The 26,871-nt window shown below is 49.8% G+C and carries 19 protein-coding genes; 8 read left to right on the forward strand and 11 right to left on the reverse strand.

Features of this window, described 5'->3' with window-relative positions; genetic code table 11:
* The first annotated feature begins 304 nt into the window (after window positions 1–304).
* The 4 genes from dnaB (at window position 305) to B160_RS0113835 (ending at window position 4,190) form a co-directional block, all read left to right on the forward strand.
* Window positions 305–1,885 (forward strand): replicative DNA helicase, encoded by a 1,581-nt coding sequence (gene dnaB, locus B160_RS0113820; protein WP_018628517.1) that lies wholly within the window; start codon window positions 305–307, stop codon window positions 1,883–1,885.
* 65 nt (window positions 1,886–1,950) lie between these two features.
* Complete coding sequence (locus B160_RS0113825; protein WP_018628518.1) at window positions 1,951–2,661, forward strand: RsmE family RNA methyltransferase; 711 nt, start codon at window positions 1,951–1,953, stop codon at window positions 2,659–2,661.
* A gap of 52 nt (window positions 2,662–2,713) precedes the next feature.
* Window positions 2,714–3,622 (forward strand): phosphotransferase, encoded by a 909-nt coding sequence (locus B160_RS0113830; protein WP_018628519.1) that lies wholly within the window; start codon window positions 2,714–2,716, stop codon window positions 3,620–3,622.
* Between the two features lie 85 nt (window positions 3,623–3,707).
* Window positions 3,708–4,190, forward strand: coding sequence for an anthrone oxygenase family protein (locus B160_RS0113835; protein ID WP_018628520.1), 483 nt, complete (start codon window positions 3,708–3,710; stop codon window positions 4,188–4,190).
* A gap of 40 nt (window positions 4,191–4,230) precedes the next feature.
* Here the strand turns inward: B160_RS0113835 and B160_RS0113840 are convergent, their stop codons facing one another.
* Window positions 4,231–4,728: a deoxycytidylate deaminase gene (locus tag B160_RS0113840; protein ID WP_018628521.1), complete on the reverse strand. Its 498-nt coding sequence runs from the start codon at window positions 4,726–4,728 to the stop codon at window positions 4,231–4,233.
* Between the two features lie 284 nt (window positions 4,729–5,012).
* Between B160_RS0113840 and nagA the strand changes: the two genes are divergently transcribed.
* Window positions 5,013–6,125 carry an N-acetylglucosamine-6-phosphate deacetylase gene (gene nagA / locus B160_RS0113845; protein ID WP_018628522.1) on the forward strand — a complete coding sequence of 371 codons (1,113 nt, stop codon included), beginning with the start codon at window positions 5,013–5,015 and terminating at the stop codon, window positions 6,123–6,125.
* A gap of 195 nt (window positions 6,126–6,320) precedes the next feature.
* Window positions 6,321–8,261, forward strand: a complete 1,941-nt coding sequence (gene dxs, locus B160_RS0113850; protein ID WP_026309756.1) for a 1-deoxy-D-xylulose-5-phosphate synthase — start codon at window positions 6,321–6,323, stop codon at window positions 8,259–8,261.
* A 229-nt stretch (window positions 8,262–8,490) separates the two neighbouring features.
* Here the strand turns inward: dxs and B160_RS0113855 are convergent, their stop codons facing one another.
* Window positions 8,491–13,422, reverse strand: a complete 4,932-nt coding sequence (locus B160_RS0113855; RefSeq protein ID WP_018628524.1) for a translocation/assembly module TamB domain-containing protein — start codon at window positions 13,420–13,422, stop codon at window positions 8,491–8,493.
* A 183-nt stretch (window positions 13,423–13,605) separates the two neighbouring features.
* On the opposite strand from B160_RS0113855, the gene B160_RS0113860 reads away from it, so the two are divergent.
* Window positions 13,606–16,416, forward strand: coding sequence for a TolB family protein (locus B160_RS0113860; RefSeq protein WP_018628525.1), 2,811 nt, complete (start codon window positions 13,606–13,608; stop codon window positions 16,414–16,416).
* A gap of 183 nt (window positions 16,417–16,599) precedes the next feature.
* On the opposite strand, the gene B160_RS29130 is transcribed toward B160_RS0113860, so the two are convergent.
* Window positions 16,600–16,758 (reverse strand): hypothetical protein, encoded by a 159-nt coding sequence (locus B160_RS29130; protein WP_018628526.1) that lies wholly within the window; start codon window positions 16,756–16,758, stop codon window positions 16,600–16,602.
* Between the two features lie 31 nt (window positions 16,759–16,789).
* Window positions 16,790–17,917 (reverse strand): 5-(carboxyamino)imidazole ribonucleotide synthase, encoded by a 1,128-nt coding sequence (locus B160_RS0113870; protein WP_018628527.1) that lies wholly within the window; start codon window positions 17,915–17,917, stop codon window positions 16,790–16,792.
* Between the two features lie 151 nt (window positions 17,918–18,068).
* Here B160_RS0113870 and B160_RS0113875 point away from each other — a divergent pair, with 151 nt between their 5' ends.
* On the forward strand, window positions 18,069–18,503 hold the full coding sequence (locus B160_RS0113875) for a carboxymuconolactone decarboxylase family protein (RefSeq protein WP_026309757.1): 435 nt from the start codon (window positions 18,069–18,071) through the stop codon (window positions 18,501–18,503).
* 97 nt (window positions 18,504–18,600) lie between these two features.
* On the opposite strand, the gene B160_RS0113885 is transcribed toward B160_RS0113875, so the two are convergent.
* From B160_RS0113885 to leuC, 7 genes are all read right to left on the reverse strand, one after another.
* On the reverse strand, window positions 18,601–19,260 hold the full coding sequence (locus tag B160_RS0113885; protein WP_018628529.1) for a hypothetical protein: 660 nt from the start codon (window positions 19,258–19,260) through the stop codon (window positions 18,601–18,603).
* 298 nt (window positions 19,261–19,558) lie between these two features.
* On the reverse strand, window positions 19,559–20,629 hold the full coding sequence (gene leuB / locus B160_RS0113890; RefSeq protein ID WP_018628530.1) for a 3-isopropylmalate dehydrogenase: 1,071 nt from the start codon (window positions 20,627–20,629) through the stop codon (window positions 19,559–19,561).
* A gap of 262 nt (window positions 20,630–20,891) precedes the next feature.
* Window positions 20,892–22,127, reverse strand: a complete 1,236-nt coding sequence (locus B160_RS0113895) for a hypothetical protein (protein ID WP_018628531.1) — start codon at window positions 22,125–22,127, stop codon at window positions 20,892–20,894.
* Between the two features lie 244 nt (window positions 22,128–22,371).
* Window positions 22,372–23,886: an alpha-isopropylmalate synthase regulatory domain-containing protein gene (locus B160_RS0113900; protein ID WP_211218078.1), complete on the reverse strand. Its 1,515-nt coding sequence runs from the start codon at window positions 23,884–23,886 to the stop codon at window positions 22,372–22,374.
* A gap of 13 nt (window positions 23,887–23,899) precedes the next feature.
* Window positions 23,900–24,598: an SDR family NAD(P)-dependent oxidoreductase gene (locus B160_RS0113905; RefSeq protein WP_018628533.1), complete on the reverse strand. Its 699-nt coding sequence runs from the start codon at window positions 24,596–24,598 to the stop codon at window positions 23,900–23,902.
* Window positions 24,599–24,619: 21 nt separating this feature from the next.
* Window positions 24,620–25,216: a 3-isopropylmalate dehydratase small subunit gene (leuD, locus tag B160_RS0113910; RefSeq protein ID WP_018628534.1), complete on the reverse strand. Its 597-nt coding sequence runs from the start codon at window positions 25,214–25,216 to the stop codon at window positions 24,620–24,622.
* Window positions 25,217–25,423: 207 nt separating this feature from the next.
* Window positions 25,424–26,839: a 3-isopropylmalate dehydratase large subunit gene (gene leuC / locus B160_RS0113915; RefSeq protein ID WP_026309760.1), complete on the reverse strand. Its 1,416-nt coding sequence runs from the start codon at window positions 26,837–26,839 to the stop codon at window positions 25,424–25,426.
* Between the last annotated feature and the right edge of the window lie 32 nt (window positions 26,840–26,871).

Here is a 26,871-nt window from a genome sequence, read left to right on the forward strand (position 1 = left end):
TCAGACTTTAAACGTGAAACAAAACAGGGTTCAGGAAGAATGAAACCGGATTTAACGTGAAACTTTAAGCGTGAAACCAAAAAAGGTTTGTGTATAACCTTGTTAATAATTGGTCCAGAAATAAAGATTTTTTTCTACCCGTTTTAGGGTCTAAATTCGCTTCCTGATTTCAAAGGGACCGTAGCCTGGTCTCCCCTAAAATTGATAAATTTAAGGTTCGAAAATGATCCAAGGAATCATTGGCTGGTGCTGATGATATCGGGATTTTTGTCTTAAAGGGCAGAAAAACAGTTGTTTTAATATAATGGATTTAAAGGATATAAATAAAGACAGGAAGCAGAAGCGCAGAACGGCGGTAGATCTGGGAACGATGGTATATGGCAAAGTACCTCCCCAGGCCCGGGAGTTGGAAGAGGCCATCCTGGGGGCCATCATGCTGGAGAAGAATGCTTTTGATGCTGTTATCGAAGTATTAAAACCCGATTGTTTTTATGTGGATGCTAACCAGCGTATTTTCCGGGCCATGCAGTCGCTGGCCAATAAAAGCCAGCCCATCGATATCCTTACGGTGGTGGAAGAGCTAAAGGTAAGAGAAGAGCTGGAAATGGTAGGCGGTGCTTACTACGTTACCCGGCTGACCAATACCGTGGTGTCTGCCGCCAACATCGAATCGCATGCGCGGATCGTATTGCAAAAATTCATCCAGCGGGAGCTGATCCGGATCAGCGGTGAGATCATCAACGATGCATTTGAGGACAGTACGGATGTTTTTGAGCTGCTGGACGATGCCGAATCCAAATTATTTGAAATTACCAATTCCCACCTCCGCAGCACCATACAGCCGATCGATTCAGTATTGGTGCAGACCATCCAGCGGATCGAGGACCTGCGGCACCGCAATGAGGACATTACCGGTGTGCCCAGCGGGTTTAAGATGCTGGATAAGGTCACCTACGGCTGGCAGAATACGGACCTCATCATTCTGGCTGCCCGCCCTGCGGTGGGTAAAACAGCATTTGCGCTCAACCTGGCGCGCAATGCGGTCATGAATAAAGTCAGGGAACACCCTACACCGGTAGCGTTCTTTTCGCTGGAGATGAGCGCCGCTCAGCTCGTGCAGCGGGTACTGTCGGCGGAAAGCGAGATCATGCTGGAAAAGATCGCCCGCGGTAAGATGGAAGATCACGAAATGAAACAACTTTATACAAAGGGGATCCAGCGCCTTTCGCAGGCCCCGTTGTTTATTGATGATACACCGGCCCTGAATATTTTTGAGCTGCGGGCCAAATGCCGTAAATTAAAGAACAAGCACAACATCGGGATGATCATTATTGATTACCTGCAGCTGATGAGCGGCAGCGGGGATTCAAGAGGCAACCGGGAGCAGGAGATCAGTACCATCAGCCGAAACCTGAAAGGGCTGGCCAAGGAGCTGAGCGTGCCCATTATCGCACTCTCCCAGCTAAGCCGGGAAGTGGAAAAGCGTGGCGCAAAAGATGGGAGCAAAGTGCCACAGCTGAGCGATCTTCGCGAATCCGGAGCCATCGAGCAGGATGCGGATATGGTCATGTTCCTGTACCGGCCGGACTATTATGATATGAACACCAATGCCGAAGGCGAGGACCAGCGCGGTCTTACCGAGGTAAAGATCGCCAAGCACCGGAACGGTTCGCTCGAAACCATTAAACTGAAGGCTTTATTGCATATTCAAAAATTCATCAGCTGGGAAGAGGATCCCTATAACATCATGGCCGCTCCGGGCAGCAGCTGGAAGAGGATCGACGAAGAAGAAGGAGGCGGCGGTGCCAAGCTGTTCCAGGTAGAAAGCAAGATGAACAAGATGAAAGATGACGAGTTTGACGACCTGGAAGATGCACCGTTTTAATTTGTTTAAGGTATTCCCGGTGGCCCGGACAGGTTAAACTTTAAACATCAAACTAAACTCCCGTTTTGCAACTCCCGTTTTTTTATATCAGCGAATATACGCCCGGTGAAAAAAACATCGTGCTGGATGAAAATAATTCCCGTCATGTGGTACAGGTGCTGCGGATGCAAACCGGGGAAGCGCTGCACCTGACAGACGGAAAAGGACACCTGCTTACGGCCGGGATCGCCAACCCACATAAAAAACACTGTGAAGTTTCCATTACGAACACCGTTTTTTTGGAGCCTTGCCATCCACGGGTCACCATTGCCATTTCTTTATTGAAGAATGCCAGCCGTTTTGAATGGTTCCTGGAAAAAGCAACCGAGATCGGTGTGGCGGCCATTGTTCCCCTGGTCAGCGAACGCACGGAAAAGGACCGTGCTAAAACAGAGCGGTTGCAGCAGATACTGATCAGCGCTTTATTGCAAAGCCGGCAGGTTTGGCTGCCACAGATGCCGGAACCGGTAAAGTATGCCGATTTTATAAAAGCTCCGGAGTACCTTTCGATATCCCAAAAGTTTATTGCCCACTGCCTGGAAGATGAAAAGCATTCACTAAAAGACCGGCCGACAGATGAAGACAGCATCCTGCTCATCGGACCGGAGGGCGATTTTACAACAGAAGAGATCGGTACCGCATTGGCAAACGGATATCAGCCGGTGACCCTTGGTGCCACCCGGCTGCGTACGGAAACCGCAGGGGTGGTGGCCGCGGCGCTGCTTTGTGTACAATAAAGATGGTATATTCTCCGATACGGTGAAAACAATATAATACAATACCTGTCATATGACAGAAATAAATCTTCCCCCGCCATACCTGCAGGAACTTGTTGAAGCAGCGCTTCGGAAGAAAGCGATTGCCTGGACCATTCCGGATTGTGGTCTTTCGGCAGCACACCGGTTTTCCGTAACGCTGGAAGATCAACGTAAAGTATTTGTAAAAGCGGCAACGGACCCTCTTACAGCAGATTGGCTGCGCCGGGAGTTACTGGTATTATCTGCAGGTCTGGAGGTATTGATGCCCCGGCTGATTGGCTGGATCGAAGTGCCCGGTATTTATCCGGTGCTGTTGACTGAAGATCTGAGCGATGCCTATTGGCCCGCCGGTCACAAAGGGGTGCATTGGCGGCCGGGCGATGTGGAACAGGTTTTTGCCGGACTCCGGATATTGGGTGGGCTGCCGGCAGTACCGGGTCTTCCGCCACTGCCACACAAACAGCCGCTGTTTTGGCCGGATATAGCAACCGACCCCCGTCCGCTCCTGGCATTGGGCATTTGTTCGGAACGCTGGTTCCTTGCGTCGGTAGATGCGCTGACAGCAGCAGAAAGTCTCGCGGATGAATCGGGCAGCCATTTTGTCCATGGTGATGTGCGCAGCGATAATATATGCTTTGTTGGGCAGAAGGTGGTATTTGTAGACTGGAGTCATGCGGCACGGGGGAGTTCCCGTACGGACCTGGCCAGGCTGTTGCCCGCACTGTGCCTGGAAGGCGGGCCTGACCCGGCGGCAGTAATACCCGATGGCGGAAGCGCCGCTGCGGCGGCTTGTGCCGTACATCTTAGCCGGATGCGCTACGAAGCGATGCCAGCCTGGCTAAAGACTGTTTTTGCAAAGCTGGTGGCCATCGAGCTGAAATGGGCCGCAGATTGCCTGGGACTGGAGCAGCCCGACGGGGTTTCCTGGCAAGCCTTTTGATGGTAGTAGAACCGGCGTGAAAGCGGATGAGGCTTGGTGCCGGATATGCGAAGACAGTATGATCGTTAACCAAATCTGTTAAATAATGATACTGGATAAAATATGTTTTTTTATTGCGCTGCTGCTGGTGGCGCTTATGGCAGGGCTGTTCTTTTCCTTTAGCATTGCAGTAACGCGGGGACTGGGAAAGCTGGATGATAAAAGCTATTTACGGGCGATGCAAAAGATCAATAAAGCGATCCTGAACCCGGTGTTCCTGCTGTGTTTCGCTGGCACCCCGTTTTTTCTTGCCGGAGCCACGATCCTCCTTTTTTTTATGGACTATGCAGGGTTTATGTGGATGCTGCTTATTTCGCTGGTTTATATCGGTGGGGTATTTCTGGTTACCATGCTTTGCAATGTTCCCCTGAACAACTATCTTGATAAGCAGGACGTGGACCAGCTGGATCCGGAAGCGGCCAAAGCGGTCCGTTCCCGTTTTGAATCTGCCTGGAACCGGTACAATCATATCCGTACGCTGTTTTCGATACTGGCCTGCGGGATGATGATCGGTATTGCGATCGTTTAGATCCGGAATTTACGTATGCACAGCTTGCTGGTCTTACGGATCACACTCTTTTTTCATTAAAGGATAGGGTTACTTCATGGACACCCGGCGTCATTTTCCGGAGCTGAACACCCGCCGTCTGCAACATACGCCTGGCCGCGATAAAGTGCTCCCTGCCGGCATATTTGTCAGACAGGTAGATGACCTCACCGATGCCGGACTGGATGATGGCCTTGCTGCATTCATTGCAGGGGAACAGTGCTGTATAGATCTTGCAGCCGCTCAGGTTCATACCGATATTATTCAGGATGGCATTGAGCTCTGCATGACAAACATAGGGATACTTGGTCTCGAGAAAAGCGCCCTCGTTTTGCCAGGGAAAATCATCATCGCTGATGCCGGTGGGCAAACCGTTATAGCCTACGCCTACAATTTTATTTTGCTGGTTCACAATACAGGCGCCCACCTGGGTAGAGGGGTCCTTGCTGCGCTTCCCGGAAAGCAGGGCCACGCCCATGAAGTATTCGTCCCAGGAAATATAGTCGGTTCTTTTTGACATGATGCTTTCGATTCCTGTAAATATACAGGAGATGCTGCGAATATGCGAAAAGCACCCCCGGGGGAATTTAAAATATCAAATGTGAAATATTAAATGTAAAATTGAATATGCTGCTATCATTCGGAAATTGCTCCTCTGGTTAAAATCGATATACGAACAATCTGAAAATTTGAAAATGTAGGAATGTGAGAATGACAATTATAAAACAGATCTGACGTTAAACTTTAAACGGCTCCGGTCGCCTGCGGAATACGACTATATTTGCAAACATAAACCGAATCATCATGAAGGCGATCCACAACGGCATTATTTATACTGGCGATGAGGTGTTGAGCGGTCATTGCATCCTGGTGGATGGCGGCACGATCGTTGCCGTTCAAAAGGAGATCCCTGAAACGGCCGAACGCGTCGATCTGAGCGGCCGCCATATTTCTGCGGGATTTACAGATATCCAGTTGAATGGGGGAACCGACCGCTATTTTTCCAGGGACCCGGACCAGGAAACGCTGGAAGATATGTATGCCGCCAGCAACGGCTATGCTACCCCGTATTTTCTTACAACGCTGATCTCTTCACCGCAGGAAACCATAGGGAACGCCATTGAAGCGATCCGCTGCTTTAATAAAGCACGGCCCGGAACGCTGGGCATGCACCTGGAAGGTCCTTTTATGAACCCGGAAAAAAAAGGTGCCCATGACATCCGGGTCATCCGGAAGCCTACGGATCATGAGCTGGATGAGATCATTGAGCTGGGGCAGGGCGTGATACAGGTGATGACCATTGCTCCTGAATGCTTTACCGATGCACAGCTGGAACGCCTGTTGAAAACAGATATCGTGCTATCGGCAGGGCATTCCATGATGACCTATGAACAGGCGCAGCGCTATTTTTCAATGGGTATCCGGCTGACCACCCACCTGTACAATGCCATGACGCAAATGGGACACCGGGAGTGCGGTATGGTAGGCGCCATTTTTGACAATGATGCCGTTTATGCTCCAATCATACTGGACGGCGGACATTGTGCTTATGCGGCTGCCCGGATCGCTCACCGTCAGAAAAAAGAAAAGCTCTTCCTGATCAGCGATGCATCCTTCCTGGGCCGCCGGAAAAAACGATTCGACTGGGAGGGGCTGAATATTGAAATGACCGGCGGATATTACCGCGACAAGGCGGGAAACCTGGCCGGCGCCGCGATCTCGATGCCCGAGGCAATGAAGAATGCCATGGATTTCGTAGGCGTTTCCTTACAGGAGGCGGTAGCAATGGCCACCAGCAGGCCGGCCCGGGCCATCCGGATGGAAGACCGGATCGGGTTTGTAAAAAAAGGCTACCCGGCTGTTTTTTCAGTATTTGATAGTACGCTGACCGCCTGCGAAACGCTGGATCTGTCCTGAATATTGAAATAGCGGCATTTGCCAAAGGGCAACGAAGCGCCGGATCTTGGTGTACTGGCTGCACTATTACGGAACAGCAGGTTATCCAACGGTATCAACAGCAGCATTGCCGAAGCTCCGTGTTTCTGAACTTCTGTGGTATTCACTCCAGATAAAGGGAATATTTATGTACTTTTGCAGCATAATCGGATGCGAATGGCTATAACTCCAGGACCTCTTTTGCAGCAAGTGAATGCACCTGCGGATCTGAAAAAGATACCGGAAGATAAACTCCACGAATTTTGTGATGAGCTCAGACAGTATATTATTGACGTGGTGAGTATACATGGCGGGCATTTTGCTGCCAGCCTGGGCGTAATAGAATTGACCACCGCCCTGCATTATGTGTACAATACCCCGGAGGACCTGCTGGTATGGGATGTGGGTCACCAGGCTTATGGGCATAAGATCATTACCGGGCGCAGGAGCCGCTTTGAAACCAACCGGAAATACAACGGGTTGAGCGGGTTCCCCAAGATTTCGGAAAGCGAATACGATACTTTTGGTGTAGGGCATTCCTCCACCTCTATTTCAGCGGCCCTGGGAATGGCCATCGCCGCAAAATACAAGGGTGAGCCTGACCGCAAAGTGGTAGCGGTGATCGGCGACGGATCGATGACCGCGGGCATGGCATTTGAAGCGATGAACCACGCCGGGGTCTCCAATACGGATATGCTGATCATCCTGAACGATAATGGCATTGGCATTGATCCCAATGTGGGGGCACTGAAGGAATATCTTACGGACATCACCACTTCTCCCAAATACAATAAGTTTAAAGATGATGTCTGGAATGCGCTGAATAAACTTCCGGTAGGCAAAAATATTTCCAAAAGCATCGCACATAAACTGGCAGAAGGGCTAAAGGGAATGCTCAACAGCAATTCCAATCTTTTTGAGTCGCTGAAGCTGCGTTATTTTGGCCCCATTGACGGTCACAATATTACCAAGCTGGTCGATACCTTAAAGGACCTGAAGCAAATAGGGGGACCAAAGATCTTGCATGTGATCACTACAAAAGGAAAGGGGTATGCACTGGCAGAAAAGGACCAGACCAAGTGGCATGCACCGGGGCTGTTTGATAAAGTGACCGGGGAGATCATCAAGAAAACCTTTGATACTCCACAGCCTCCAAAATACCAGGATGTATTTGGGAAGACCATTATTGAACTGGCGGAAAAAAATGAGAAGATATTTGGAATTACCCCGGCCATGCCGTCGGGCAGTTCTTTAAAATACATGATGGAGCAAATGCCGCACCGGGCCCTGGATGTAGGCATCTGTGAACAGCATGCGGTTACACTGAGCGCGGGCATGGCTACCCAGGGATTACGCGTGTTTTGCAATGTTTATTCCTCTTTTATGCAACGGGCCTATGATCAGGCAGTGCATGATGTAGCCATCCAGAACCTGCCGGTGATCTTTTGCCTGGACCGCGCCGGCCTGGTAGGAGATGATGGCCCCACACACCATGGCTGCTATGATATTGCCTATTTCCGCTGTATTCCAAATATGATCGTGAGCGCGCCTATGAATGAGGCCGAATTACGGAATCTGATGTACACGGCGCAGCTGGACAAAACAGACCACCCCTTCGTGATCCGCTATCCGCGTGGGGAAGGCGTGCTGCCGGAGTGGAGAACCCCAATGGAAGAGGTTACTATCGGAAAAGGAAGGCGGCTGAAGGAAGGAAAAGATATCGCCATCCTGAGTTTTGGGCACCCGGGGAATTTTGCCGCTGCAGCGATCCGTGCCTTGCATCAGGACGGTATTACGCCGGGTCATTATGACCTGCGTTTTGCAAAACCGCTGGATGAAGCGCTCCTGCATGAAGCCTGCCGGAACTATCCGAAACTGATCACCGTGGAAGACGGAACCGTGATCGGAGGTGTCGGGGCCGCCGTACTGGAATTTATGGCCAGGCATGGCTACAAGAATGAAGTGCGGATCCTGGGCATCCCGGACCGCATTGTGGAGCATGGTACGCCTAAGGAGCTGTACCGGGAATGTGGTTATGATGCAGAGGGCATTGCCGCGGCGGTAAGGGAAATGATGAGCGTGAAAGTGGCGGTGACAACGGCAACGTTTGGTGCTTAAGGCTTCCGGTTCAACGCCCGCTGACCAGCGGGTTTAGAGTTTAAGATTAGATTAGGATCTGCCACCTGATGAACTTTCCCTGGTTTACGTTTAGTGCAGGGGCAAGGCCGGATTATGTTTCAGAGATATCCGGTCGGTGAGGACGCTGACCATGGCGCAGGCCATGATTTGTATCCTCACGACCATTAAGAGGATACACATTTTAATAAAATTGACACCAGGGTTATTGTCAATCTACCTTTTCCCTGGGGGATGCCTGAAGCGGTTCTTTCTTTTGTTCCGGGATCATGGGTTCCACACGTTTTTGAAGGGAGGAATCCGGCGCTGCCGGTTTGCTGCTGCTATCCGGCCGGGTAGTGCTTTGCAGCAATATGTCGCGCTGCGCCTGTTTGCGCATATTGCGGAAGATCTCGCCGAGGGTGTCAAACTCTTTCCGGAAAGAAATTCCACCCCCTGTCCGTTTAAGCTTGGCGGCGCCGGTGCTGTTGGTGGTCAGGTAATCCAGGTTTTCCCGGTAAAAAAAGTTCAGCCGGATGCTGCCGCTCTGGTTCAGCATCCAGGCTGCAGTAACATCAGGAAGGAACTGAACACTCTGCTGGATGGAAGAGGCCAGGGGCACTTCCATAGAGCTGCCCAGGGAGATCACGAACCGGTCCTTGAACAGCGGCACCAGTATGGCCCCGTTTACATTGGCCTGGTTGATGTCGAAATTGCTGCTGGGTGCAGCGAGAATGTTCCGGTTGTACACAGAGCCGTTAAAGACCACGCTTACATCTGCCCCCAGGATCTTTGTGAGTTCGTTGTTCAGCTTTTTGTTGATCTCATTAAAGAAAAGCCCCGACAAGCTGGAAATGGTATTGTAGGTGAACTCATTTACGGTGCTTCCGAAATTGGAACCCGTTTCCGGCGGGGCAAAGCTATTGAAAACGATGAGATAGGTAACCTGACGGGTCACTTCGTTCTCATTGCTTTCGATCTGCTGCAATGCATTGGTGACGTTAAAATCATTCCGGTATTTACTGCTGGGATCAAGCTCCAGGCGGAATTTAAAATCGGGCTTTGAGAGCAGGCCGGTAAGCATTGCGGTAACATATACGTTCTCCCGCGTATTGGCATAAGCCTGGTCAATGTTGATCTTGGCAAGCGGAGCAAAGCTTACCCGCTCTGCTTTGTACTGTGCCTCCAGGTTCAGGTTGGCCCTGAGCGGGTCTCCTGTCCAGGAAATATAGTTTTCACCGCCTTTCTTGATTTCAAATGGTTTTTTAAAGAAAGACTGGAAGGTATAGTTGTAACTGCCCTCGCTGATGTCGAACCGCCCGTGAATGCTCAATGGTTCCGTGGTTCCGGAGTGAATGTTCAGGGTGCCGGATCCCCGCCCCTTGATCTCATCCCCGGTAAGATCGTCCATTACAAATTTCATTTCTACCCGGGGGTTGGCGGTCACGTCAAGATCATAGGTGATCTTACTGCTCTTATCCCGGTAGATGCTGTCATCCATGGCCTCCCCGTACTTGCGTTCCACCAGCCAGTCCGGCATCTGGCCTGCTTTGGAGCTGGAAGATGCGATGGTAAAGCTGCTTTCATCCCGGTAGGAGGCAATGGCGTCGATCTTCATATAGGCATTTTCTTCGGGGCCCACCAGCGAAAATGAACCCGTTGCCCGTACCTTACCGTAGAAGGTCTTATTGTCGTTGTACGTGGTGTTGAGCACCTGTACCGGACGGTTGTTGGCTGCACCGCGGGTTCCGGGTTTCCGGGTGGATACGTTCACGTCAAAAAACATATTTTTAAAACCATTATGGGTGATGCTGCCCTGGAGATACACCGGGTTGTTGGTGATGGTGTCCCGCAATACAATGCCATCCAGGTTGATCTCTCCTTCCTTTAATTCGATCTCGTTATCTTCCACCGCATAATAGCACTGGGTAAAGTTTACACGCAGTCCGGCCTTGTGCAGCCTTCCTTTGCCCACGATGTTGAGGTGGTCAAAAGGACCTTTCAGATCAAATTTTCCGGTAACCTCTCCCTGCATGTCCGAAAAAAGAAAGCCCAGGAACCGGTTGATATATTTGATATCGAAGCTGGAGGCATTCAGGGAAATGATGTTGTTGGCCTGACTCTCCTGGTCCTTTAAAAAGAGATTGATGTTAAACGCCAGGTCTTTTTGCTGGGGGTTCATTGTTTTTCCGTTTGCCGTCAGCTCCTTCGTGGCCAGGTCAAAGACCATCCGGGCGGCAACATTGCCGATGGAATCATTGTCGAACCGGATGGCGTTTCCCCTGAGATTGTTGGAAACGATCCGCATATTCTTCCCGGGATTTTCCAATAGGAAATCACCGGAGATCATGCCTTCCAGCCGGTTATCCGGTACAATGTATTTGGAGAGGTCGCCCAGGTTCAGGTCCTTTAGGGTAACCGCGATGTCGTTCCAGCTGCCCACGTCCGACGGCAATGTCCGGATGCGGATCTCCTGGGCGTTTTCCCGCAGCACCAGTTGCCCGTGCGCAGGCACGTTCTGCCGGAACTCCAGCTCACCCCGGTTCTCGATGGTCCAGGTCTTACCGTTCAGTACGAAAGAGGAGGGGGCAAATTCGATCTTGACACCGTTGCTGTAGGTGCGCACAACGGTATTCAGCCGGGCCTGGTCCAGACCTGCAGTGCCGCCGGAGTAAAGCATTACCCGTGATACGTCGTTTTTGGCAGAAATATTGAACAGGGCCAGCGGAACGTTCAGGCTGTCGCCCATCAGGATATTCGTGGTCCTTCCGGTAAGCGAAAGACTGTCGTAATTACCTCTTCCCGTTACGGAAACGTCGTTGAATTTAAACCGGTCATAGCTGAAAAAAGGTACTTCGGCATCCAGCATGAGGCTGTTGGTAAAGGTATTGATGCTCCCGGTAATGGAAGTGTTATTGAATCCGCCCAGGCTGCTGTCGATGATGGGGGCAAAGCTGTCGAAGTTTTGTGTTTTTATTTCAAAGGAGAAGGCCTGTTCCTTTACCTCCCGCGAAGGCGGCTTGATATAGGCCGGGTAATAGCGGTTCAGGAAAACGATCACCGAATTGGGCAGGTCGCGGATATTGTAGGTACCGAACACATTTATGGAAAATTCATTGGAGGCGATATGAAGCCGTTTTTTGTCGCCTTCAAGGGAGGAATGGATGGCCAGTGAGTCGAACGACAACGGCGAATCATTCCGCACCAGCACGGCATCGGTGATGGTGGCGTGACCCAGGAAATCGTCTATGGATTTGCCGGTAAACTGGGCGTTGATCTTGCCGGTGAGGGCGATATGCTCCTTCAGAAGGTTCAGGGCATTGAAACGGATCTTCCGGATGTCGGAAACAAAATTAAATGCAGGGGTTTCTTTGCTGAAATCCACCAGGCCGTTCAGATCGAAGTCGGCATTCGGATCGTTGATCTTAAGTTTGCCGTCGAATACCCTGTTGTTGACCTCTCCATCGGCCGTAATATTCGTATATCGGTATTTATTAAAATCGACATAATTGACGTTGGCCGTCAGCGCCACACTTCCGCTGGCAGGATCAAAGCCGGCTCCCTTCAGTTTGGCCTTAAAGCTTACATAGCCCAGGTCCTGGTTTTTTAACAGCGGGCCCAGGTTGAAGTTGTCTGTCGAAACGCTGCCGGAGTAAACCGGATTGCCGCCCTTCGGGATCTTCATGTTCACATCCGTTTTCACCGTTCCCAAACCCGTACGCAATGTTCCAAAGGTTACAAAGTCGCGGATAAAGCCGGTATAGCTTCCTACAAAGTTCAAATATTGTAAACGGGAGAGGTCCGGCACCGTTATTTTTTTTAAGGCGGGAGCAAAAGCCAGGGCATCGGCATAGGTGGTACGAAAATCGTTGGCTTTTATATCTATAAAGGTTTCATTGATGTCCGGGAGCCCGCTCAACGAAGCGCCTCCGGCAAAGTAGGTGTTATTTCCGGCCTGGATCTCCAGCTTGTGGCCGGTCAGTGAGGCTACCGGTCCTTTGATCTCCCCGCTTAAAATGATCTTTTTTTTCCAGGTACGCATGGCGGGTGCAAAAAAGGCAATATCGTCGCTGTTGATATTGGCCTTTTTAAAGCGGCCTTCCATATGAACATCGGAGATGAAGTTGTTCATGCTGGAAAAGCTGGCAAATTTCATACTGAAATAATCGGTCAGCCGGCTGTCATTTGTCTGGAGGTCGAGCTCGTTAAATGTAATTTCCTTTGGGGTAACCCGTGCGTCCGCTGCCAGCTTTTTTACTTCGATGCCGCTTCTTTCCCGGGTGGTCAATGCGATCCGGGTGGTAATGGTATCCATCCACCAGCGTACTTTTTTAAGGTCGATATCAATTTTCGAAAACTCGATGTGCCTTCCGTCAAAGGTACCGGGGTCCGGGGCGATGGAATCATTGTCTGTTTTGAACGTTCCGTTATTGATCGCAATATTTCCCGCCTTGATCTCCCATCGGCCGCTGTTCCATTCGAGCTCTTCGGCTCCTTTTGCTTTGGGCGCGGCGGGCTTTTTGGCGGAGGCCTCGCTGTCTTTTGTTTCTGGTTTATTGCCTTTATAAGAGTGCAGGGCTACATAAGGTTTGTTAACGATCAGCGCATTGATGTCGATGAGCTTTTTATCAAAGTCGATATGTTTGGGATCTACATGAAGCGAAGTAAGGGAAAATGTCAGATCCTCGCCGGTCCAGGCATCCCGTTTTTTCAGCAGGATGTTTCGCAGATCCACTTCCCGGAAAGCGATATTGATCGTACCTTTCTCTTTGGTGGTTTTTTTGCTTGCCGGCGTGCTGAAATATTCCAGCAGGAACTGGTGGCGCCAAACAGAATCGGTCCGCTGCAGCTGGATGTAAGCGTCGGTCAGCCCGATGTACTTTAATTCGATGTTCTTTTTAAGAAAGAACCAGTCCGTAATGTTAACGGTGATCTCTCCTGCGCTGAGGATGGTGTCCTTTTTGCGGTCCTCGACCAGCACACCCTGCAGGTGCATTTTGTTAAAAAGGGAAAAATCCACGTGCCGGATATCGATCCGGGTCTGAAGGTCTTTGGATAATCGTTTTGTTACTTTGCCGATCAGCCAGTTCTGAACGCCGGGTGTTTGCAAGGCCAGCCACAGGATAACTACAAGGCCTAAAAGGGTCCCTGTAACAATGAGCAATATCTTTTTTAATTTCTTCAGTAAATTACGCGCTTAAAATATTTGTAAAAGTACTTTATTCGTTGAGTACGTGCAAATTTGCAAACGATCTCTCCGTAATTTTATCATTTTAGTTACATTGATCCGGAAGCATTGATTGACGCTTGAAATGACTGAGCCTGAAAGTATATTTAAAAATAGGATATGCGTAAACTGTTGTATGTGATCGTTCTTTTTCTGACGGTGAAGAATGCCGGGGCCCAGCAATTTGGAGGAATCCCGCCTTCCGTACGCTGGCGCCAGATATTTACAGATACGGTCCGGGTGATCTATCCCCCGGGGCTGGACGCAACCGCCAGCCGTGTTGCAGCAATTGTTCACCGGCTGGCCGCCGGAAACCAGCATCCGCTGGGGCAGCGGGTAAAGAAGATCGATATCGTGCTGCAGAATCAGCCGGTAACTTCCAACGGCTATGTCAGCCTGGGGCCATTCCGGAGTGAGTTTTACCTGACGCCGCCTCCGGATAACTTTGACCAGGGCAGCCTTCACTGGCCCGATCAGCTGGCCCTGCACGAATACCGCCATGTAGAGCAGTACAACAATTTTGACCGGGGGCTCAGCCGGGTTATGAAAACGCTCTTCGGCCAGGAGGGGTATGCGCTGGCTATGAACGCTGCCGTGCCGAACTGGTTTTTTGAAGGGGACGCGGTTTACCAGGAAACCAGCCTGTCTGTCCATGGCCGGGGGCGCATCCCTTCTTTCCTGAAGGCATTTCCCGCTCTGTGGAAGGATGAAAAGCAGTACAGCTGGATGAAGCTGAGAAATGGCTCACTGAAGGACTATGTGCCCAATCATTACGACCTGGGGTACCTGCTGGTGAACTACGGTTATGAGCGGTACGGGAAGGATTTCTGGGGAAAGGTGACTTCCGAGGCGGCGGCCTATAGAGGCCTTTTTTATCCGATGCAGAAAGCCGTTAAAAGACATACGGGACTTTCTTATAAAGGTTTTGTTGCTGCTGCTTTTAATTTTTATAAAAGCAGCTATGGACTGCCACGGGCATCTGCCTTTACAGATACGGCGGTGCATGCGGTGACCCCTACAGATCACCGGACACTGACCAGTTATTTTTACCCTCAGCAGGCGGGCGTGGATTCCCTGGTGTATTTAAAGTTGTCTAATAAGAAACGGCCGGCCTTTTACCTGCGTGATCAGCAGGGGGAGCATTTTTTGCGTTACCGGGACATCAGCGGTGAGGAGCAATTTAGTTATGCCGGTGGCCGGATCGTTTATGCGGCGGTAGAAACCGATCCCCGGTGGGCCCGGAAAACATACAGCGTGCTCCGGGTACTGGATATTGCTTCGGGGAAGCAGAAGCATCTTTCAAAAAGGACCCGCTATTTTTCCCCGGATATTTCGGCCGACGGGAAACGGATCGTGGCCACCGGGATCGATCTGAAGGGCAATGCCTCACTGGTGCTCCTCGATGCGGCGAACGGTACCGTCATCCGTACGTTTGCGGATAAAAAGATCGATTATTTCGCCAATCCTAAAATAAGGGATGATGGCCAGGTGATCACAGCCATCCGGCAAAAAGATGCGAAGACGTATATCGGACGGGTAGATCTGGAAGGGAAGCGGGTGGTACCATTAACGCCGCCTGCTTTTAAAACGGTAGGACAGATCAGCATTTCAGGCAACACCGTATATTTTATCGGATCCTCCGGCTTAAAAGATGAGATCTTTTCGGTTGATCTTGCCTCCGGTGTTTTGAAGAAACTGCAAAACGGGGAGGACTGCCGTTATTTTGTAAATGCCGGACCGGACCGGCTCCACTGGAGTCTTTTTACGGCCGATGGCTTTCAGCTGCGACAGCTCCGCAACCAGGATGCCACCTGGACGGAGCTGCACCCACAGGACTTTACTGAAGGCACTACCGGTATCGTCAGTGATCCGGCAGACCCGGCCAATAGCCCTCTGAACGAGGTGACGGCATTGCTGCCTTCAAAGAAGTATCCCCGGCTGACCCGGCCCTTTAATTTTCACAGCTGGCGGCCTAACTATGCAGACCCGGAATACAGCTTTACGATCTATGGAAACAATACGCTGAACACCACACGGACGCAACTGTATTATTTGTATAATGAAAACGATCATACACATGCCATTGGCGGGAATATTACGTATGCGGGCTGGTTTCCCTATATCGGCATCAGCACGCAATACCGGATGAACCGTTATCAGCAGGTGCAGAAAAAGCTGAAAGAGTGGAACCAATGGGATCATTTCCTGTCGCTGACCGTGCCGCTCAGCTGGAACCATGGGCAGCAGCTGCGCTTTTTAAATGTGGGCACCCATATCGGCTACCGCCAGGATATTGCCAAAGGCGCGAACAGGGCGGTATTTCCTTCTGCAGATTTTGGATACATGATGCATAGCCTGGGCTTTGGTACACAGGTACAACGGGTAGCACAGGATATTTACCCGCGCTGGGGCTTAAACGTAAATACCGAATATCGTTATGCGATCAATAAAGGGAGCAGCCGGCAGCTGTTTGTAAAAGGAACGGTATATCTGCCCGGGCTTTTTGCCACCCACAGCCTGGTGCTTTCCGCAGGCTACCAGGAAGCTTTTTCGAGGCGCCGGCTTTTTTCCGACCGGATCAATTATGCCCGGGGGTTTAATGGCATCGATTCTGCCCGTATCGGAACTGTAACGGCCAGTTATCATTTACCGCTTTGGTATCCGGACTGGGGCTTTGGGAATATCTTTTACCTGCAGCGGGTAAGGGCGGCCGCTTTTTATGATCATACGGTCGTCCGGGGAAAGCAGACCGGTTTTTACCGGGGGCTGCAAAGTACGGGGATCGAAATTTTCATGGATACCCAATGGTGGAATCAGCATCCGCTGAGCTTTGGTTTCCGGAGCGGGCGGCTGCTTACAAAAGACCTGGTTACGCCGGGCAGGAACTGGTTTTATGAGTTCATACTTCCGGTAAGCATCATACCGAGATAAGGTAAACCCCGAGGTCGTTTCATGCGGAAATGCAGTGGTTGTTTCGCGCGGCGACGCGAAGGGGCGGCGAAGCGGTGGATTTGCTGTTGAGGGTTAAGTCCAATGGCTGCGATCTTCTGTGTGCCCCTTAGCGGTTCCCTTGTGATCTCAGCGGTATTCACTTATCACACGAAGATGCGGAGGTTATTTCACGCCGGGCGGTGATCCTGCTGCCCGGATGCGCTGCAGGTTCTTAAAACCGGCGTAGGGATTGGGCGGGGCAATTGCCTTTTTTCCGGAAAGAGCGGAGGCGTTGTTATTGATAACCCCGTCTTTTGATTTCCTGCCGTAGATCCTAACCAATTGCAGATTTTTACACAAGGCGATCCCGGAATTATTCCCCGGCAATTACGGAAAGCCCGTGCTTGATCTTGTTGGCCTGGTGCATCAGGTCGGCTTTTTCGTTACTGATGATGGTGACATGCCCCATTTTTCGACCAGCCTTGGTTTGTTTTTTCCCGTAAAGATGAAAAAAGGCATTTTCTATTTTCAGCATTTCATCCAGTCCTTCATAAACAGCATCACCGGCGTAACCTTCCTTACCCAGGATGTTGAGCATTACCGAGGGCATGATGGCTTCTGTATTGCCCAGGGGGTAATGCAGCAGGATCCGCCATACCATATCAAACTGCGAGCTGTAATGCGCCTCGATGGTGTGATGGCCGCTGTTGTGCACACGCGGAGCCGTTTCATTGACCAGCACATCACCGCCGGGCGTAACAAACAGTTCTACCGCGAAGATACCCGGGGAGTTAAAATTCTTTACGGCAGACAGGGCAATGGCCTCGGCTTTCCAGTATGTTTTTTCTTCGAGGTCTGCGGGGCATAATTGAAAATCGAGCAGGTTCAGGGTTTTGTCAAAAACCATCTGAACGGCAGGGTAGATGGCAATTTCGCCGGACTGGCTGATGGCGATCATTATCGCAATTTCTTTGGTTACATCTACTTTTTTTTCCAGCACAGACATCGCATCAAAACCTTTTGCCACGTCTTGTTCGTCTTCAATGATCTGTACCCCGCGTCCATCGTAGCCGCCCTCGGCGATCTTGTGTACTGCCGGAAAAAAGTGAGCTTGTTCTGCAAGTTCCTGGATATTGTGCGTAAGTATATATTCCGAAGTGGGGATCTGGTGGTCCGTATAATATTTTTTCTGCGTGGCTTTATTGCAGATGGTACGCAGCACAGAAGGCCGCGGTATGATCTTGACGCCTTCCTGTTCCAGGGCCTCGAGGGCGTCAACGTTAACATTTTCGATTTCGATCGTAAGGGCGTCCAGCTTTTTTCCAAACTGGTACACAGCATCGTAATCCCGGATATCCCCTTTTACAAAATGGTGGCAGAGGTGCGCCGCCGGGCAGTTTTCATCGTTTTCCAGTATAAATGTTTTTACCGGATAATTCGCCGCTTCCTGCAGCAACATCCTTCCCAATTGACCACCGCCAAGAATACCTACCTTTTGCATGGCGCAAAGATATGAGATTTGAAAATTTGAAAATTTGAAAATGTGAGGATGTGGGGATGTGGTAATGGGAGAAGAGGCATTCGGCCGGAAGCCGGGATCCGCGCTAAGCTCAAATGAAAAATATCATTATTTTAGCGCAAAAATAGTTTTTATGCGTATCGATTATGCGGCAACAGCACCGGAAGGATATAAAACGCTACTGGCCATGTATGGCTATTTGAAAAAAACGGATCTTGCTACGGCTCTTTTGCATATAGTGTACCTGCGCGTTTCGCAGATCAATGGCTGTCCTTATTGTGTAGATCTGCACTGGAAAGACGCCATTGCTGAAGGAATGGAGCCGCGCAAACTGAACGGGGTCTCCAATTGGAAGCATATGCCTTTTTTTACAGCAGCAGAAAAAGCTGCATTGGCACTGGCCGAAGAGATCACGCTGCTGCCTGGTCAGGCAGTAAGCGAGGCTGTTTATGAAGAGGCCTGCCGGTACTTTGAAGAAAAAGAACTGGTTGACCTCAGTTTAGCCATTGCTCATATGAACATGCTGAACCGCGTAGCCATCACCTTTCATAAAGTGCCGGAATTATAAGCGGTCCCGTCTCACGGATAGGCGGCGTACAGCGGCGCCTGCTTTGCGCAGCAGCGCACCGCGGTCCTGCCGGAACCGAACCGTTCGTCCTGCAACCTTACAGCTTGTTGGTGCCCCGGTTTTCTTTATCCAGGCTTTGAATGTCTTTTAGCTGGTTGGCCGGTATAATGTTCACGTAATCCCAGAAAGCGGCCACGCAAACAATTTTCCATTGCCCGCTTTTCTTTTCCATTACCCTTACTTCCTTGCTATGGCGGAAATTGCCGTCCTTATTGCTGTTGTATTGATCCCAGGTTAAGTAGCAGGCGTCCTTGCCATAGAATTTAAATGTGATCCTTTTTCTTTCTACGATCGGGTTGCTGCCCGTTTGGGGCTCGGGGTTATCGTGGATATACTTTCCCACAGAATTATCGATGCCTTCCCAACCAACGCTTGCGTCAAAAGTGCCGTCCCTGTTGCTCCACGCCTGAAAAGCATAGTCTTCATGCGCATAAGTAGACTTCCATCCTTCATAATCACGGGCAAAAAAGGATTTTGTTTCTTTTTCGATCGTGGCCATGATGGAATCCTTGTCTGCCTGCAGTGTTTGTTCATTATCCGCCTGTTCTTTTGCATTGGAGGAGCACCTTATAAAAAGGGTCAATACCATACAGAAGAGAACGGGTACGGCGCTCAGGAGCATGTAATGGCATACGTCTTGTACCGAAATGAGCTTTCCAAATTTTTTTTTGCTGGAGAATGTTTGATGCTGGAACATAACGACAAGTTTTATTTTGAAAAAAAATTCCTGTCCTCATCAGAATCCATTGCATAAAGCCGGTCTTAAAAAAGCAGCTTTCTTACTGTTAAATTAACTCAAAAAATCCTATTTCCCATGATCCGGGGCAAATTTATTTTCGGACGGCCCTGTTTGTTATACGCTGTATGCAGGCAGGGGCGGGTACCGTGATGCGATAGCTATGTAAGGCGGGAAAAGCGGCAAAAAAAAGGGGCCGAAGCCCGCTTTTTGATCTTAACTTTTGTATCGATAGCATTTTTATGCGTGTTGAGTGCGATCAGATCCGTTTCAGGATCTCTTCGCCGATGGCATCGGTGCCCAGTATTTTTTCTTTTGGTGTGGCTGCATCGGCAATGTCGCCTGTGCGGAAGCCGGCTTTCAGTACCTGGTCTACTGCCTGGATCACGTCCTCACTTTCCTGTTTCATGCCAAAAGAAATATCCAGCAGCAGGGCTGCCGACAAAACAGAGGCCATTGGGTTGGCAACGCCTTTGCCGGTGATATCGTGGGCCGATCCGTGTATGGGCTCATAAACGCCGGTGCCGTCTCCAACAGAAGCGGAGGCCAGCATACCCATGGACCCGGCGATCTGGGAAGCTTCATCCGTGAGGATATCGCCAAACAGGTTGGCTGTAACCACTACGTCGAAACGCTTGGGATCTTTGATCAGCAGCATGGCAGTGGCATCTACGAACTGGTGTTCTACTTCCACTTCCGGATATTCTTTCGCAACCTGCTGTACTACTTCGCGCCAGAGGCGGCTGGTTTCAATTACGTTGGCTTTATCAACCGAGCACAATTTTTTTCCGCGGGTCATGGCGGCTTCAAATGCTTTCCGCGCAATGCGCTCTACCTCAAAGCGGCTGTACTGGGCAACGTCGAAGGCGGTATCGCCATTATCTTTACGGCCTTTTTCCCCAAAGTAAATGTCTCCCGTCAGCTCCCGGAAAAACAGGATGTCGGCACCTTTTAAGATCTCGGGTTTGATGCTGGAAGCACTCAGGAGCTCATCAAAGAGTTTGATGGGCCGCAGGTTGGCGTATAATCCCAGCTCTTTCCGCATTTTTAACAGTCCCTGTTCCGGCCGGACCTTTGCAGAAGGATCATTGTCGTACTTGGGATGGCCTACCGCTCCAAACAGCACGGCATCGGATTTCCTCATTTTTTCCAGGCTTTCATCCGGCAGCGGAACACCGGTTGCTTCGATGGCCGCATGACCGATCAGGGCCTCGTCATAAGAAAATTCATGTCCGTATTTTTCGGCGATCCTGTCCAGTACTTTCTTACCTACGGTAGTCACTTCCTGCCCGATCCCATCCCCGGGAACAATAAGAATATTTTTTTTCATCTGTTTTTTTATTTGATTTTAGCCATAAGGCCCGTTTTGTTAGAAGTTTTTTAAAAAACCGCCTGGGCAGGCCTCTAAGATACTGGATGCCCGGTTATTTTCTGAAAAATTGAAGCTGATTTTTGTCAGGAAGGTGATTTTGGTTGCATTCTAGCCCTTAATGCGCCGCACTTCCCTGATTGCTTTTACTACCGGGTGTTTTTCGAAATGCGCGGGTGCTGTAAATCTTAAACAGTTTTCTGCAGGCCCGGTGAATGGATCATTAATAGACCCTCTTTTTTGAACTTCCCTTAATGCCAATGCCAACCGTGATCCTGTGTACCGCACCTGAATAGTCCACAAAATTATTTTTCAGCGGGGTGGCTATGTAACCATAGCTGAAGCGCAGGAAGGTTGTCTGCATCATTCCGGGGGAATTAGTGAAATAGGAGGCCGCGGCTGCAGTTTTCAGCTTCAGGTCTGCAAACACCCCGAGAACCCCGCTGATGGTGGTTTTGATGCCTGTTCCTTTATACTCCGGATGCGTATTGACGTTGTAGTTTCCATCAAGACCAAATATGCCAATGCCTGCATATGGCGCTATGGCGGCGACCCGGTTGCTGACCAGATACCTGCCCGCTGCCAGGTGAACATCCCCGGATGTGGCTTTTGATCCTCCGGGCCAGATGGCGCTGCCTACGGGCATATCTTTTTTGCTCTTGTTAAAACCACAGATAAGGTCCAGCTGATAGATCCACTTCCGGTCGAAGAAATCGATGGAGAGACCGGCCAATGTAGGATGCGTGTAATAATCCCGCAGGTTGCCGGTAAAAAGGAATTTGCCGGAATGAAGCGAAATGGCATAACCGTTATCTGCCGGCGCATACCGGACCCGGATATACTGCCGGGTAAATGTGTTATAGCTGCCGGAAGGGTATCGGTTGAGCAAGGCATCGGCACCGTCGTTTAATGATTGCTGTTCGTTGTTTGCAGGACCGTAGGCGGTACTGACAAGATACTGCAGGAAGAGGGCGAGAAAATCTTTCTCCTCGTTCGTATGGCTGGTGCGGCGGATCCCGGCAACCAGGCTGTCGGTGTCCTGACGGGTCTGTTCTGCCAGCCGGATGGCCAGGTAATCTGCTTTGGGTGGTATGGGAGTGGTTTTTCGGGAATCAGCGGTTACAGCTATTTCGCCCGGCAGGGCGCCGTTGCCGGGAACAGCTTCTTTTACAAAAGACAGGACGTCTTCATATTCATGTGTCCAGTAGGAAAGGAGCAACAGCTCCTGCGGATACAGTGTGAGGTAATGCTCATCCTGCATTCCGGTCAGGTAATCCTTGACCACCTTGACATGGCGCAGGTCCTTTTCAATGAACTTGTCGAGCAATACGGTTCTTGCTTTGGCAATGGCCTCTGATCTTGTACCATTATACAGTTCGTTGATCAGGACGCTGTCTTTCTGGGCCCGGCAAGAAAAACTGTAAAGCATGGAGGCAATGGCGAGTATCGCGTATTTCATCAGTATCGTTTTGTAAAAGATGTATTTCTTATGAAAATACATAAATGTTCCGAAGATCAGGGCCGGTTGGCGGGTTAGGCGGATGAATGTTTCTGAATTCCGCCCTCTGAAAATAAAACGGCGTTACGGACTATTGGGTTGCGCATCCCGGAAGGGCCCGGGTATTTTACAACGCGTGTTGTGCAAACAAGTACGGCCGCTTCTAAGGGCTTCGTGCATCAAAGACAACCTGCTGAAGCCCGGTTTATATGAGGTTGAGCATTTTCTGTGTTGCCTTGATCGCAGCAACGGTCTGATCGCTGTCCAGTCCCGAGGTAATGAACTCCCGCCCGTTGTGGTTCCAGGTGATGATGGTTTCGCAGAGGGCGTCGGATTTTCCTCCCGGGGGGATCCGGACAATATAGTCGGTCAGTTTTGCCAGTGGCAGCTTTTTTTGCACATAAATCTTCCGGAGGGCATTCATAAATGCATCATATTGCCCGTCGCCCTGTGCGTTTTCTTCAAAGACCCCGTCCTCAAATTTAATGCGGACCGTGGTGGACGGGCGCATATTCTTGGAGTGGGTCAGCACATAGTTCTCCACATATACTTTTTCGGTAGCGGGGTTGCTGTCGAGTACATCCGAGATGATAAAAGGGAGATCATCCTGGGTAACAGTTTCTTTTTTATCGCCGAGCTCAATGATCCGTTGGGTCACTTTTTTCAGGTCCTCGTCCGACAACTGTATGCCCAGCTGCTGCAGGTTGTTTTCGATGTTGGCCTTGCCGGAAGTTTTGCCTAGGGCGTATTTCCGTTTCCGTCCAAAGCGTTCGGGCATCAGGTCATTGTAATAGAGATTCTTTTTCTTATCGCCGTCTGCATGAATGCCGGCGGTTTGAGTAAATACGTTTTCGCCCACTACCGGTTTGTTGGGAGATACGCGGAAGCCGGAAAAGGCCTCAACCAGTTTGCTGATCTTGTAAAGCGCTTTTTCATTAACGGATGTCTTTACGTCTTTCTGAAAATCGTTCAGTACTGCCACAATACTGGACAACGGTGTATTTCCGGCCCGTTCACCCATACCGTTGATGGTGAGGTGCAGCCCGTTGGCGCCGGCTTTTACGGCCTCCAGTGCATTGGCCACGCCCAGGTCATAATCGTTGTGTCCATGAAAATCAAAGTGCAGCTGCGGATAGCGCTCCCTGATCTCTGCGATATAGGTATAGGTTTCGGACGGGATCAGGATGCCCAGCGTATCGGGCAGCAGCACCCTTTTGATGGGTTGCTTCGCAATAAAATCGAGGTACCGGAATACGTATTCCTTGGAATTGCGCATCCCGTTGCTCCAGTCTTCCAGGTACACATTGCAGTCGATACCTTTTTTCTGCGCCTTTTTTATTACTGCGGCGATATCCTTAAAATGTTCGTCGGGGGTTTTTTTGAGCTGGTGGGTGAGGTGATTCATTGAGCCCTTGGTCAGGATATTCATCACTTTTGCTCCTGCTTTTTCCACCCAGCTGATGGACGTATCGCCATCCACAAAGGTCAGCACTTCTATTTTATGCAGGTGTCCGTTTTCCTTTGCCCAGTCGGTGATGCGTTTTACGGCCAGGAACTCGCCTTCAGAAACGCGCGCGGACGCAATTTCAATGCGGTCTACTTTTACTTCTGTTAAAAGCAGCTGGGCAATGGTTAATTTTTCCGTTGCTGAAAAGGATACGCCGCTGGTCTGCTCACCATCCCGCAGGGTGGTATCCATTATTTCGATTTGTCTACGCATAATTTAAATAAACTTACCATTCAATCAGTTCATTTGATAATTGAGAAATACCTAATTCTTCTTTGAACGTTGCTTCTTCATATTGCCTTATTATTTCAGCGGCAACCAGGGATGGCTCCAGATCTGCATCAACCTGTGCAATTCCGGTTTTCATTTTCCCGGGATTAAGACTAATAAACTGTATTCTGTTTTCAAATTCATTTCGTAAGCAATTTGTTAGCATGTTTTGCGATGCCTTGGCTATCCTGTAGGCATAACTAACCTCCAAATGCCGAAACGTTTTTCTGGATTGTTCTTTGATAGAGCCCAACCTGCTATTAATATTTATAACAATAGGTTTTTGTGCAGCTAACAAATTTTTTAAAACGGCCTGAACAACTCTCAGAGCGCCTAAACAATGAATATTAAATAAGTCCGAAAGTTCTTTTGTGTGGATATGCTCTAAGTGATTTGCAACTCCTCCGGTTCCGGCATTATTAATGATTAGATCAATGGGATGCGATTGAATTGCATCTTTCATGATTCTGATTGATTGTTCTTCTGTAAGATCTGCTTGTATGATCTTGTAATTGTTTAGTTTAGATCCTGTAAAATTAAAAGTAGACTCGTTCGGTCTTGTAACTCCAAAAACATAATAATCCCGTTCTGTAAATTGATGAAACAATTCATTGCCAAGCCCCTTGCTAACCCCAGTAATCAGAACCGATACCATAAGGCGAAATCTTAAAAGAGCCTAATACAAACTTTTATCTGCAAATGTGTTGATCTCCTGCTTCAGGGATTGTAAATAATCGATGTCGTCGAAGCCGTTCATCATGTTGTGCTTTTTGTAACCATTGATGTCGAAGCTTTCTTTGTCACCGGTTGCCAGGATGGTAATGGTCTGTTCGGGAAGGTTTACTTCGATCCCGGCTTTGGGATCTGCTTCGATCGCTTTGAATATTTTATCGAGAAATTCCTCGCTTACGGTTACCGGCAATAAACCGATGTTGAGCGAATTGCCTTTGAAGATATCTGCAAAAAAGCTGGATACCACACAGCGGAACCCGTAGTCATAAATGGCCCAGGCCGCGTGCTCGCGGCTGCTGCCGCTTCCGAAATTTTTACCGCCTACCAGGATCTTCCCGGAGTAGATGGGGTTGTTTAAAACAAAATCCTGTTTGGGCGTGTCGTCATTATTGTAGCGCCAGTCGCGGAACAGGTTGTCTCCAAAGCCCTTGCGCTCTGTTGCTTTCAGGAAGCGCGCGGGAATGATCTGATCGGTATCCACGTTCTCGATGGGTAAAGGAACCGCTGTGGATGTTAATACTGTGAATTTATCGTATGCCATTTTTTTTGTTTAAAGATTGAAGTTTAAGTTTCAGGCTCCTGTTTTGAGGTATGGTTGTTATCTGATGTCGGGCAAATTCCCGGATTTGTGTTGTAGAGACCTGTGAGGTCTTCAAAACCTCACAGGTCTTTTTGCTGATACAAGCACTGCAGTACAAGTGTGCGACGCAACGCGGATGCCATGGATACTGCTGTCCGGGGCAAAAAATTATGCCGGTACTTCTTCCATCAGCTCCCGGGGATCGGTTACCACACCCGTTACGGCTACCGCAGCAGCTACATACGGACTTGCCAGCAAAGTGCGGGCGCCGGGTCCCTGACGGCCTTCGAAGTTGCGGTTGCTGGTGCTGACGGCATATTTGCCGGCTGGGATTTTATCTTCATTCATCGCCAGGCAGGCAGAGCAACCGGGTTGCCGCAGTTCAAAACCAGCTTCATTTAAAATATCCAGGATGCCTTCTGCTTTGATCTGGTCTTCGACGATATGGGAGCCGGGAACCAGCCAGGCAGTGATATTGTCGGCTTTCTTTTTGCCCTTTACAATAGAAGCAAAGGCGCGAAAGTCTTCGATACGGCCATTGGTACAGCTTCCTAAGAATACATAATCGATCTTTTTGCCCAGCAGGGCTTCACCTTCTGCAAAATCCATATAGGCCAGGGATTTCTTATAAGAGGCTTCGCCATCTTTAACTTCGGAGGCTTTGGGGATCTGGCGAGTAATGCCCGTGCCCAAACCGGGGTTGGTACCGTAAGTGATCTGGGGCTCGATGTCGGCTGCATCAAAATGCAATTCTTTATCAAACACCGCGCCGTCATCGGTCTTCAGCGTTTTCCAGTAGGCCAGGGCAGTATCCCAGTCGGTCCCTTTGGGCGCTTTGTCCTTCCCGTATATATAGTCAAACGTGGTTTGGTCCGGAGCGATCATACCACCGCGCGCGCCCATTTCAATACTCATATTACAAACGGTCATCCGGCCTTCCATACTCATGTTCTCAAAAACATCACCGGCATATTCCGCAAAGTAACCGGTGGCGCCGCTGGCAGTGATCTGCGAGATCATATACAGGGCTACATCTTTTGGCAGCACGCCTTTGCCCAGCTTCCCATTAATGGTGATGCGCATTTTTTTGGGTTTGGGCTGCATAATGCACTGGGAGGATAATACCATTTCCACTTCAGAGGTTCCGATTCCGAATGCAATACAGCCAAAGGCTCCATGGGTGGAAGTATGCGAATCGCCGCAAACGATGGTCATGCCCGGCTGGGTAATGCCGTTTTCCGGTCCTACAACGTGCACGATCCCGTTCTTGGGACTTCCCAGTGCCCAAAGGGAGATGCCCCATTTAGTGGCATTGCTGGAGAGCGCCGCCAGCTGGTTGGCTGATAAGGGATCTTTAACGGGCTGATCCTGGTTCATGGTGGGGGTATTGTGATCTGCCGTGGCGAATGTACGCTGGGGATAGATCACGGGAATCCCTCTTTGTTCCAGACCGAGGAAGGCAACCGGGCTGGTTACCTCATGAATAAAATGCCGATCGATAAACAATACATCCGGGCCATCTTCAATATGGCGTACCACGTGGGCGTCCCACACCTTATCAAACAAAGTAGTCGCGTTGCTCATTATAAAACTTGAATGGTTATTAAAATATGTCT

The sequence above is a fragment of the Niabella aurantiaca DSM 17617 genome (assembly GCF_000374125.1).
GTDB lineage: Bacteria > Bacteroidota > Bacteroidia > Chitinophagales > Chitinophagaceae > Niabella > Niabella aurantiaca.